Below are 12151 nucleotides of genomic sequence, written 5' to 3'. Positions count from 1 at the left end.
GGCTTAATCCCGACAGATCTTCAGCTGATCAACTTAAGAAAGCGGCTTGAGTTGGGGCGACAACTATGTTGACAAACACCGTTACGAAGATGTCTTTAACTTCGTAACCACTCTCAAAGCCTGTATCCATGGTAACCCATAGTCGCATTCTCAATCGGCAGGTACTGAGTCAGCACCTGCTGGTGACGCTCTGTCAAAACAGCCACTTCATCTAAAGAAATGATGTTTGTGGCGAAAAATCAATTCACTGACAAAAGCAACCCTGCACTTAATCATGTTCACGCTTTAATCCTGGAGTAAAACATTGAAACGTATTCCCGAACCCTTTCGCATTAAAGTGGTTGAACCGATCCGAATGACAACACTGGCAGACCGCCAGAAGGCGCTTAAAGCGGCATACTACAACCCATTTCTTCTCCAAAGTGATGATGTCTACATTGACCTGCTGACAGACTCCGGTACGAGTGCCATGAGTGATAAGCAGTGGGCCGGACTGATGCTGGGGGATGAATCCTATGCCGGCAGTCGTAACTATTCCCATCTTGAAAAACGTGCACGGGAAATATTCGGTTATCGACACATCATACCTACACATCAGGGACGTGGTGCCGAACAGGTTCTGTTTCCCTGCCTGCTGGAACGAATGACAGGGGATAAACCAGTATTCATCTCCAACTATCACTTTGATACCACCGCAGCCCATGTAGAACTCAATGGGGCTACAGCGATCAACACCCTTACACCATTCGCCCTAAAGACCACCACTTATTATGACTGGAAAGGCAATTTTGACCTTGACGCCCTGGAGCAGACGATTCGGGAAAACGGCGCAGAGAATGTAGCGGGCATCATCATTACTGTCACCTGTAACAGTGCAGGCGGTCAACCAATCTCAATGGCCAATATCAAAGCTGTCAGCAGTATCGCGAGCAAAAATCAAATCCCCGTCATCATTGATTCCGCACGCTTTTGTGAAAATGCCTGGTTCATCAAACAACGGGAAGACGGCTATCGTAATCAATCGCTCAAAGCGATCATCCATGAAATGTACAGTTATGCTGATATGTTGACGCTGTCAGCCAAGAAAGACCCCATGGTCAATATTGGTGGATTACTGTGTATTCGCGATGATGATGAATTGTTCCATGCCTGTCAGGTCCGCTGCATACCAATGGAAGGCTTCGTGACCTATGGCGGTCTGGCTGGGCGCGATATGGAGGCAATGTCTGTCGGACTCGAAGAAGGTACAGATGAGGAGTTACTGAGCTATCGCATTGGCCAAGTCGAATACCTGGGTGAGCGGCTTCGAAGCAGCGGCATCCCAATCCAGTATCCAACCGGTGGTCATGCCGTCTTCGTCGACGCCGCTATGATGTTGCCACATATTCCTGGAGACCAGTTTCCTGCTCATGCACTGGCGAATGAACTCTATCTGGAAAGTGGTGTGCGCAGTGTAGAAATTGGCTCGCTTTTGCTTGGCCGTCATCCAATCACGGGCGAACAAAAACCCTCCCCCTTTGAACTGTTGCGCCTGGCAATACCACGGAGGGTTTACACCAATGACCATATGGATTACATCGCAAATGCATTAATCGCTGTCTACCAGCGCCGTGACAGCATAAAGGGGGTAACGTTTGAGTATGAACCCCCCGTTTTGCGCCATTTCCTCTCGCATATGAAACCCATTGAGTAATCAGAGACTACCGGTATTCACTCGCTTCTGCTAAACCCGAAAAGCTTGACGCTTAAGATATAATCCAGCATGAACTCTTCATTCTAGTGAGGATGTGTACAATACGCTTTTTCTAACTGTGTCCTAACTGCAACGTAACCTATCATCACCAGTACAGACGCTTCCTCAATGAGACACAAATACACGACAATAAGTAACTCTGCTTTACATGCCAACGAAAAGAGCGTTCGATTGCATGGGCTCATGCAGCTATACCGTTGCCACTCCATGGAGGGTGGTTCATTTCAAACAGGCAAACAGCACCCCCTTCGAAAGTGCAGTATTTCCTATTCGTCAGTACTCTGCTCACACAAAAAGAGCAAATTCATTTGGAATATTTTTTCATTTATAGCTGTTTTTATTGTGAGCATGAGACCGCTTCCGAGGCAATGCCTTCAGAAAGTTTCAATGCCACGACTCGTGCCATCCAAATATTTTTAGCTAGCAACAAAGTAGGTAAAGTCAATACTATTAACATAGGGTGTGTACATTTTGGGTCGTGTTATCGGTCTACTCACTTTAATAACACCATGAGGCGGGTTCTTATATTTGGCCTTGTATTTTCCAAAGGTTGATCTCTCCCTGAACTTAACTGCCGTCGCAACCAAACTGCACCCTGAGTATTTCAACAAGGTCAATAGATACTGCCATGACACCAAGACTCATCGACGGTTTTCGCCAGCTTATCGCCCTCCCCTCCATCAGCTCCACCCGCCCGGAACTGGATCAGGGCAACCGTGCCGTCATTGACACCCTGGCGGAATGGTTCAGCGCACTGGGCTTTGCCTGTGATATCCAGCCACTTCCCGGCCAACCGGGCAAGGCCAACCTGATTGCCACACTGGGCAGCGGCCCCGGTGGTCTGGTACTGGCCGGGCATACCGATACCGTGCCCTGTGATGAGTCACTGTGGCGAAGCGATCCCTTCACGCTGACCGAGGCTGATAACCGGCTTTACGGCCTTGGCGTCTGTGACATGAAAGGCTTTTTCCCGCTGATCCTTGAAGCCATTCAAGACCTGAAAGCCAATCAACTCCAGCAGCCGCTGATTATATTGGCCACCGCTGATGAAGAGTCTTCCATGAACGGTGCACGGGCGCTGGCGGCCGAAGGGAAACCCAAGGCACGTTATGCCGTGATCGGTGAACCTACGGGCCTGCAGCCGTTGCACATGCATAAAGGCGCCATGATGGAGCGCCTGTCGATTACCGGACAATCCGGTCATTCCAGCGACCCCTCTCTGGGGCGGAATGCCATGGAGGCGATGAACGACGTCATCAACCGTATCCTGTTGCTGCGGTCCGAGTTTCAGCAGCGCTACAACAATCCGGCCTTCGCCGTTCCCGTTCCGACGATGAACCTGGGCTGTATCCACGGCGGAGACAACCCCAATCGGATTTGCGGCCACTGCGAACTGGAATTTGATGTCCGCATGCTACCGGGTATGAAGCCGGAGGATATCCGCCGGGAAATCCTCAACTGTGCGTCACTTGTCGCTAAAGAGCGGGGCGTCACGGTATCGCTGGAACCTCTGACACACAGCATTGATGCGTTCATGACGCCAGCTACCTCCGACCTAATCAAGACCTGCGAACAACTGACCGGTTACAGTGCCACCACCGCTGCATTCGCTACAGAAGCGCCGTTCCTGTCCGCTCTCGGCATGGAAACCGTCGTCCTCGGCCCCGGTGATATTGCCCAGGCGCACCAGCCGGATGAGTACCTGGCACTTGACAGAATCAAGCCGACGATTGATCTTCTCAGACAGTTGATCAGACGCTATTGCGTGTAACCGGCACAGCAGCATTTTCCGGACAACGGAACCCGGACAGAACAAACGATAGAAAACAGGGCGCACCCGTGGACACCTCAACCAGCGACTACGTGAAGATCTTCCGGCAATCGTCACCGTACATCCACGCCCACCGTGGCAAGACGTTCGTGATCATGCTCAGTGGTGAGACCCTGGCGGACACGCACTTTGCCAATATCGTCAATGATATTGCGCTTCTGAGTAGCCTCGGTGTACGACTGGTACTGGTTCATGGCGCCCGCCCGCAGATCAACCAGCGGGTGATGGAACGCGGACTTAACTGCCGCTTCCAGGGCACCCAGCGTGTCACCAGCAAGTCGGTGCTGGAGTGCGTCAAGGAGGCCGTGGGCAGCCTGAGGGTGAAAATTGAATCCCAGTTTTCCATGGGGCTGATCAACTCGCCCATGCACGGTTCACGTATCCGTGTTGTCAGCGGCAACTTTGTCACAGCCCGTCCACTGGGGGTTGTCGACGGCATTGACTTCCTGCATACCGGTGAAGTGCGCCGCATCGACCAGCAAGCCATTGTGCAGCAACTGGATCAGGGCAATGTCGTGCTCCTTTCATGCCTCGGCTATTCGGCGACCGGCGAGGTATTCAATCTGCCCGTGGAAAATGTGGCCACCAGCACCGCTGCACGACTGAATGCGGAAAAGTTGATCCTGTTCAGCAACCAGCCCGGTATCCTCGATCATGATGGCCGGATACTCCGGACCATGCGCCCTTCCATGGCCCGTGAATGGCTGGAAGTCATGACGGACCAGGAAGGCATACGGTTACTGTCCGCGGCCGTCGAGGCCTGTAACGCCGGCGTTAACCGCAGCCATATTGTCAGCCATGCCGTCGACGGTTCACTGTTGCAGGAACTGTTTACCCGTGAGGGTGACGGCACCCTGATCACCCGGGACATGGATGCCTATGAACACATTCGTCCGGCCAACATCAACGACATTGGCGGTATCATTGCGCTGATACGGCCGCTGGAAGAGAAAGGCGTACTGGTACGCCGCTCCCGCAAGGCACTGGAGCGTGAGATCAGCCGCTTCACCGTTGCGGTACGTGACGGTATGATCATCGGCTGCGCCTCACTGCTGCCGTTTGCGGATGCCACATCGGCCGAGCTGACCTGCGTTGTGGTTCATCCGGACTATCGCAATGGTAACCGTGGGGATATCCTGCTGGAACAAATTGAACAGCAGGCTGTCCAACAGGGTATTACGCATCTCTATGTATTAACCACACGGACAGCTCACTGGTTTATTGAACGCGGTTTCACCCCGGCGCCCCTTAGCGCACTCCCCGAAGAGAAGCGCGCCCTGTACAACAAGGACCGGAAATCCAAAGTCTTTGTCAAACACGTCGCCATGACCAGTGAGGTTGCCATCGCCCAAGCGGAGTAACAGATTGCTATGGTTGTGATTCGGCGTTATGCCACCCGTTTTTTGATTCCCCTGCTGCTCGCAGTGGCAGGTCAGGGCTATGCCGCTGCCACTGAGCAAACCGACAGCGCCCTGCCGATTTTCCGCTTCAACGAAAACCAGTGGTTTGAGCTCTCCATTACCACGCAGTCGCGCCCCGAAACCGCCTTTGACATTGAAGATGAACAAAACCGCGAGCGAATGAAAGATCGCCAGGAAAACGAGAAAGGCCGCGACAATATCTTTCCGGATGAGCTGGAGTTCATGAACGAGCTGCGCCTGCGTTACCAGTTTCGGTTCAAGTAATGGCCTTCTAGTCCGCGACCTGTATACATTGCAACCGCCGGTCAAACTGTGACTTATACTGCATGCTGGCATGATGCATAAGGCCCACGGCACCATAAAGCTGGGCTTGCAATTCATGCATCAACATCTTGTAGCGAAGCATGGCAGCGGCGGTTCTGACCAAAAAGTCCCGGTATTCCGGTGACGCTTTATCCAACGTAGCCTGTTCGGCGGATAATGCCTGCATGGTATCCAGCACCTTCATCAGCCGCTTCACATTTTTCACATAATCTGGCCCCAGGTGTTTGGCCTGCCGCCGCATGGCTAGCCAGTCATCGACTGACAATGAAAGATTGTTGTTTCCCTCAGCATTAATGCGTTCCTGCGTAGCCTGATTACGCTTCCGATTACGTTTATTGTTAATCGCCGTCGTGACTTTCTCAGCGACATAAAGAAACACATAAACCGCTGCCCACACTGGTGACAAGATGGGCTTGATAAACGCGGCACCGACGGAGCCACCGGACGTCAGGCTGGCTGGCAAAGAGATTACCCGGTCAACCAGTGCATAAAACTTGGCCCGAACCCAGACCAAACCCATCAGCTGTAGTCGGGACCGCGCATAACTGATCAACAGATCCCGCCCTTCCAGTGTTGCCTGCACCACCTTGCGCCGCACTTTGTTGGACGTCACATTGTGATCCTGCGGTGTCTGATTTTGTAAAGCAACCGCCTCAGCAATACACTCCCGGATACGACGCGAGCTGGCATTCCCTGGTTCCTCTTTCACAACGGACTGAATCCAGCCGAAATTGTCTTCCTTAGGCAAATACCAGCGCCCCCTGACAGAAGAATGGCCGGCAGCCTCATTGAACAGCGCCCCCACCTGCTCCGCGGGCATCTCCTTGAACGGCTCCCAAAGTGGTGTGAACTGTTGCTCAAACGTGTCATTAAGCGCCGTGACTTTCTGGACACTCGCGACAATCATCTGGTCATAATCACGGACAGCCTCCCCAAAACGCTCTGAGTGTGCTCGTGCCACTGCCTGCAACTGCTGGAAACGCACGCTGTCTTTGACACTGTCACCCGCCGTCACACCCTGCTCGGACAACGCGTCAGTCTGCTGTTTCATATCCAGCATCAGGTTTGCCATGCGGGTTAAGCTGCGCTTTCTGGCAAAGTATTCAGTGCTGTCCAGCAATCGCGTGACCGCACGGTGTTTGTCTTCAGTAATCCGGTTGCCCGGCAGGGATTCAGTAAACCGGAGAAAACGCGTCGTTTTATCGTCCTCATCGTCTTCCACGGCATCCAGTAACGCAATATCCTTCAGTTCACGGCTATCCAGATGCTCTCCTGACCGGCAGGACAAACGGGCCACACCCGCTTCCACCCTTCGCAGCCTGATCTTATTCAACTGGGTTCTTATAGTATCCATCAACGCGCCCCAGCCTATCTGGAGCAACTTGTAGGCCAGCTTGCTGCCAAAATAAACCGCTGTGCCAATTCCGCCTGTCGTGACACCTGTCACTATGGCAAAGGTCAACACTTCCACCACTTCCAGCCCGATAATTCGCTTGTTGCGTTGCCCCCAGCGCTGAATACGTTTTACAAAGTCACTGCCGAATTTCAGAAAACGGTGATTCTCAACCTGGTAGCGAATCAACCAGGCATCATCGCTGTCACACCGATAGTGTTGCGAAGGTTCTGGTGTGGGCAAGCGCGGTTTATTATCGGGCCTGGGTTTAGTCCCCTCATTTATCCCATCGTTTTCTGCGTCTTCGATCAGGCCCATATGCCGTAACCGGTTCTTCAGCTCCATGACATGCTCAAGCGTGACATCCGATTCACACTTAATGCTGACTGCATGACTGGCCATGAGATCATCCAGCACGGCAACGGATTCCGCTGTCGACACACCGGTATGCGCAACCATCGCTGAAACAATGTGCGGTTTGAAACACAGCTCAACAAATCCACTGGGCAGCGGTTTATTGAGCGCAATAAATGCATAGGCCAGCCGCGTTACCGATCCATTCACCCGTTCATCAATCTGCTCAACAACCGCCCTGTCGATCGCCTTGTCCGTTGACACTAGCCTGCCACGCCGATCAAAACGACACACGCCGGCGGCCACAAACGCACAGGCAATTCTGAAATGTTCCGGATCACTGAGTTCAACCGACGATTCATGCACCAGGCTATATGGGTTCACCGAACCCTCGTCATCATGAAGGCTGGCGATATAGGCCTTAAACATTTTCAGCCCAACCTCTTCCCGCCGGCGGCGCCGGAACAATCGCGAGAACCAGGTGCCAAGCCCCTGTGTATGGCTAACGTGACGTCCGGAGGGAAGGCTATTCAGGAGATGCCGGACAGAACGGCTGGACAGGGCTATGTCCGCCTGCCTGGACGCGGTGATATCCCTGAGGGTGGCATTTTTCTGGCAAAGCCGATCCCAGGTATCCTGAGAGAAAACCCGCGAAAACCTGACTGGACGAATACCATCTAAGGGCGGCATAACCGATGACTGTCCCTGATACCCCGGGTCTCGCCATAGCCCCCATCCTGAGTGGCCAGAATGACAAAACCCTGATGAAAATCCTGTTACTCAGAAAAGTATAAGCGCTGCGGTACCCGACGCCGCCTGATCAGAACGTTCAGCCGGAGCCGGTCAGGGAAGGAAGTAATAGCGTGTCCGCTTATTGCAAAACCGATTAAGCGGAGCGGTCCAGCACCAGGTAGCTGTAGGCCAGCGCGTCCTCGTCATCGACCACGAGGTCTTCCCGCAGGGTTTCCTGCCATTCGGCCGGATCCAGTTCAGGGAAGAAGGCGTCGCCGTCAAAGCTCCGGTGCACTCGGGTCAGATAAAGGCGCTCGGCTTTGGGCAGGGCTTCACGGTAGATCTGTTCGCCGCCGATGATCATGAGTTCTTCACAACCGTTGATCAACGCCACATCTTCCGCCAATGAGATCGCTTCATCCAGGCTGTACACCACGGAAATCCCTTCCCGCTGATACTCGCGGTCACGGGTGATCACGATATTGGTGCGCCCCGGCAATGGCTTGCGCAGGGAGTCAAACGTCTTTCGCCCCATGATGATCGGCTTGCCCATGGTGACCGCCTTGAAATAACGGAGGTCACCCGGCAGGTACCAGGGCAGTTTGTTGTTAATGCCGATGGCGTTGTTCTCCGCCACTGCGGCAATCATGGCCAGTTTCATTGAATCGTTTCCCCCAGGAAAATCACTGCCACATCAGGGCTGGTATACGCCTACATTATCATGTCCGGCGTCGCGCAGGTGCATGGCATGCAACTGGCTCATAACGCCTTTTTCGCAGTAGAGCAGGTAATGGTTGTTGCGATCCAGTTCCGGGAAGCGGGTCGCCAGCTGGTAGAACGGAATGGTCAGCACGTCATGACCGGGCAGCGTGAAGGGTTTGATCTCTTCTTCGGTCGGGTGGCGAATATCAATGATGACTTCGTTCTTGCCAACCTCGTTGACCACTTCCACCTGTTCACGGGTCAGGTCATCGGCGATGATGTCATGCACAGAAACACTGCGACGGTTCTGTACCGCGGCATCAATCACCGAGAAATCAAATTTCGTTTCTTCGTAAACAATACGCTCCGGCTTGGCGCAGGTCGTCGGATTCTTGGAAATGACTGCGCAGTATTCAGGAATATTCTTGGCAAATTCTTCGGTGCCGATACGCGCAGCAATATTAATAATATCCTGCTTATCCATGGCGATCAGCGGGCGCAGCACCAGCATGTCGGTCACAGAATCGATCACTGCCAGGTTATGCAGCGTCTGACTGGAGACCTGGGCAATCGCTTCACCGGTCACCAGCGCCTGAATATCCATTTCTTTGGCAACAGCGGTCGCAGCACGCAACATCATCCGCTTGAGCACCACGCCCATCTGGGAGTTATCCACATTGGTCAGAATCTCTTCCACCACGCCTTCAAAGGGAATGGTGATAAACCGAACCCGATGCGACGCGCTGTATTTGCTCCAGAGGTAGTAAGCGACTTCCTTCACCGCCAGCTCATGGGCATGACCGCCAAGATTAAAAAAGCAGAAATGGGTGTTCATGCCGCGGCGTGCAGTCAGGAAGCTGGACACGGTGGAATCAAACCCACCGGAGATCAGCGACAGTACCGGCTCCTGGGTGCCCATCGGGTAACCACCCAAACCGTCCAGGCGACGCTGCACCATAAAGTAGCGGTTATGTTTGATTTCCAGCTCAACACGGACATCCGGATTTTTCAGCTTAACGCCCGCCGACTCAACACGCTCCAGCAACCCGGCACCGAGAAACCGTTCCACCTCAATCGAGGTGAACGTATGGCTGCCGGAACGGTGCACCCGCACAGCGAAGGTTTTGCCCGCCAGCGCGCCGGACCAGGCCGCCACGGTTTTCTCCAGGAGGTCGTCAAAGTCCGTCAGCGGGTATTCCGCCACTTCCAGCACCTGGTGAATGCCGGAAATGCAGCAGAGGCGTTCCGCCAGCTGCTCAATATCCTGCCGGTCGGTGAGCTGCGTCTCTACATGAATGACATCCCAGGTGCCCGTCGCCGTTACCTGTTCATCCAGCGGTTTGCAGACCGTGCGGATATTGCGGCGCAACTGTTTCACAAACCGTTTGCGGACTGGTGAACTTTTAATGGTGATTTCGGGGAACAGTTTGACAATAAACTTCATCAGGGAGTCTTCAGTAGTAGGTGCGCGTTTTCAGTGCCTGTGAAAACAGCATCGGCAGGCGAACAGGGAATGGAAAAAGACGATGCATGGTTAGTAAGACCGCATAGTAAATATCCCCGCTGAAATTTTCCAGCTTTCAGACATTTCGGGGTGGGATTAAAGGGTGTAGACTGACTTCCGCTTGCCAGCGCAACGGTTTTCCCTTATACCAGCTGCCCCGCTTCGGGTCACGGAACTATCGGAAAAACCAGCCGCGCACCAGTTCAGGTCAACAAAATAAAAAGATGCACCTTTTTGGTTCACGCAGCACTGACAAAACGCCCGGGAACCGCAGATGCACCCTTTAAAGACACGGACTGAGGGGCAAACACCAAACTGGCACACGCCTTGCTATAGCCAGTCCGAGCCTGGTTCGCATTGCTTTGGCACGCTGTGTCGCCAACGGAACGAACAGACGCATACCGCTTGAGACCCGATCCGGACACTAGCGGTCGAGATAAACCCGGAGGAATAAGAATGTCTGCCAAGACCACTGCCCTGATCAAGGAAAATGACGTCAAGTGGGTTGACCTGCGCTTCACCGACAGCCGTGGTAAAGAACAGCACGTCTCCATGCCCACCAGCGAGATCGACAGCGAGTTTTTCGAAGTCGGCAAGATGTTTGACGGTTCATCCATCGCCGGCTGGAAAGGCATCAACGAGTCCGACATGATCCTGATGCCGGACGACAGCAGCGCCGTTATCGACCCCTTCACCGAGGAGCCGACCCTCAACCTGCGCTGCGACATCGTTGAGCCCGCCACCATGCAGGGTTATGAGCGTGACCCACGTTCTGTCGCCCGTCGTGCAGAAGAATACCTGAAGTCCACCGGCGTGGCCGACACTGCCTTCTTCGGCCCTGAGCCCGAGTTCTTCGTCTTCGACGACGTGAAGTGGAACATCGACATTTCCGGCGCGTCCTACGAAGTGAACTCTGAAGAAGCTGCCTGGTCTTCCAACAAGCAGTTCGAAAGTGGCAACACCGGCCACCGTCCGAAGATCAAGGGCGGTTACTTCCCGGTTCCTCCGGTCGACTCCCTCCACGACCTCCGTGCTGCCATGTGCCAGGCCATGGAAGCCATGGGCGTTGGCGTTGAAGTGCACCACCACGAAGTCGGCACCGCCGGCCAGTGTGAGATCGGCACCCGCTTCAACACCCTGGTGCGCAAGGCGGACGAAGTCCAGATCCTCAAGTACTGTGTCCACAACGTCGCCCACGCCTACGGCAAGACCGCAACCTTCATGCCCAAGCCTCTGGTTGGCGACAACGGCAGCGGCATGCACGTACACATGTCCCTGAGCAAGGACGGCAACAACCTGTTCGCCGGTGACGGCTATGCCGGCCTGAGTGAGACCGCCCTGTACTACATCGGCGGTGTCATCAAGCATGCCAAGGCCCTGAACGCCTTCACCAACGCCTCCACCAACGCGTACAAGCGTCTGGTACCCGGCTTCGAAGCCCCGGTTATGCTGGCCTACTCCGCCCGTAACCGTTCCGCCTCCATCCGGATTCCTTACGTGAACAGCCCGAAGGCGCGTCGTATCGAGGTGCGTTTCCCTGATCCGACTGCCAACCCTTACCTGGCCTTCGCTGCCCTGATGATGGCCGGTCTGGACGGTATCAAGAACAAGCTGCACCCCGGCGATGCCGCGGACAAGGACCTGTACGACCTGCCGCCGGAAGAAGCTGCCGAGATCCCAACCGTTGCCGCCAGCTTCGAAGAAGCCCTGAACGCGCTGGATGCGGATCGCGCCTTCCTGACCGAAGGTGGTGTATTCACTGACGACATGATCGACGGTTACATCGATCTGAAGCGTGAAGAGTGCATCACTGTGGCGCAGACCACGCACCCGGCTGAGTTTGACCTGTACTACAGCGTGTAAGCGCTTCGTAGGCAGCAAAAGCTAACGAAGGAAAGGGCCCTGCATGGGGCCCTTTTTTTATTGATGCGAGTTGGATTGATATTTGTTCGTAAAATCCCGACAGCAAAGTGCCACCTGATTACCACCTAACATAAGCCATTCTTCCGTCTAAACTTACGACACTGGTTTTCCTTGGGTTAGGAGACGTGTCATGCCCCCTGTGCCAGCATAGTTGTCGCCTCTTCTGAAATTTCCAACTTAAACAGGGGGTGGTCAGTGAGTAATCAATGACCCG

At 54.1% G+C, this 12151-nt stretch carries 8 protein-coding genes; 5 read left to right on the top strand and 3 right to left on the bottom strand.

The window, feature by feature from the left end; translation table 11 throughout:
• Positions 1-304: 304 nt before the first annotated feature.
• The 4 genes from ABD892_RS14345 (at position 305) to ABD892_RS14330 (ending at position 5269) form a co-directional block, all read left to right on the top strand.
• Positions 305-1693 carry a tryptophanase gene (locus tag ABD892_RS14345; protein ID WP_345196526.1) on the top strand — a complete coding sequence of 463 codons (1389 nt, stop codon included), beginning with the start codon at positions 305-307 and terminating at the stop codon, positions 1691-1693.
• Positions 1694-2381: 688 nt separating this feature from the next.
• Complete coding sequence (gene argE / locus ABD892_RS14340) at positions 2382-3524, top strand: acetylornithine deacetylase (protein ID WP_345196525.1); 1143 nt, start codon at positions 2382-2384, stop codon at positions 3522-3524.
• A 68-nt stretch (positions 3525-3592) separates the two neighbouring features.
• Positions 3593-4945 carry an amino-acid N-acetyltransferase gene (gene argA / locus ABD892_RS14335; protein WP_345196524.1) on the top strand — a complete coding sequence of 451 codons (1353 nt, stop codon included), beginning with the start codon at positions 3593-3595 and terminating at the stop codon, positions 4943-4945.
• Between the two features lie 9 nt (positions 4946-4954).
• Entirely contained in the window at positions 4955-5269 is a 315-nt protein-coding gene (locus ABD892_RS14330) for a hypothetical protein (protein WP_345196522.1), read from the top strand.
• Between the two features lie 7 nt (positions 5270-5276).
• Here the strand turns inward: ABD892_RS14330 and ABD892_RS14325 are convergent, their stop codons facing one another.
• From ABD892_RS14325 to thiI, 3 genes are all read right to left on the bottom strand, one after another.
• Entirely contained in the window at positions 5277-7766 is a 2490-nt protein-coding gene (locus ABD892_RS14325) for a hypothetical protein (RefSeq protein ID WP_345196521.1), read from the bottom strand.
• Positions 7767-7962: 196 nt separating this feature from the next.
• A complete protein-coding gene (locus tag ABD892_RS14320; protein ID WP_345196520.1) occupies positions 7963-8469 on the bottom strand; it encodes a dihydrofolate reductase in 507 nt (168 codons plus the stop codon).
• Positions 8470-8502: 33 nt separating this feature from the next.
• Complete coding sequence (gene thiI / locus ABD892_RS14315; RefSeq protein WP_345196519.1) at positions 8503-9954, bottom strand: tRNA uracil 4-sulfurtransferase ThiI; 1452 nt, start codon at positions 9952-9954, stop codon at positions 8503-8505.
• Positions 9955-10470: 516 nt separating this feature from the next.
• Between thiI and glnA the strand changes: the two genes are divergently transcribed.
• A complete protein-coding gene (gene glnA, locus ABD892_RS14310) occupies positions 10471-11877 on the top strand; it encodes a glutamate--ammonia ligase (RefSeq protein ID WP_345196517.1) in 1407 nt (468 codons plus the stop codon).
• The last annotated feature ends 274 nt before the right edge of the window (positions 11878-12151 follow it).

This window comes from Kistimonas scapharcae (assembly GCF_039540975.1).
GTDB lineage: Bacteria > Pseudomonadota > Gammaproteobacteria > Pseudomonadales > Endozoicomonadaceae > Kistimonas > Kistimonas scapharcae.
The sequence above is the reverse complement of the archived record's forward strand: the minus strand, read 5'-3'. Positions and strand labels throughout refer to the sequence as shown.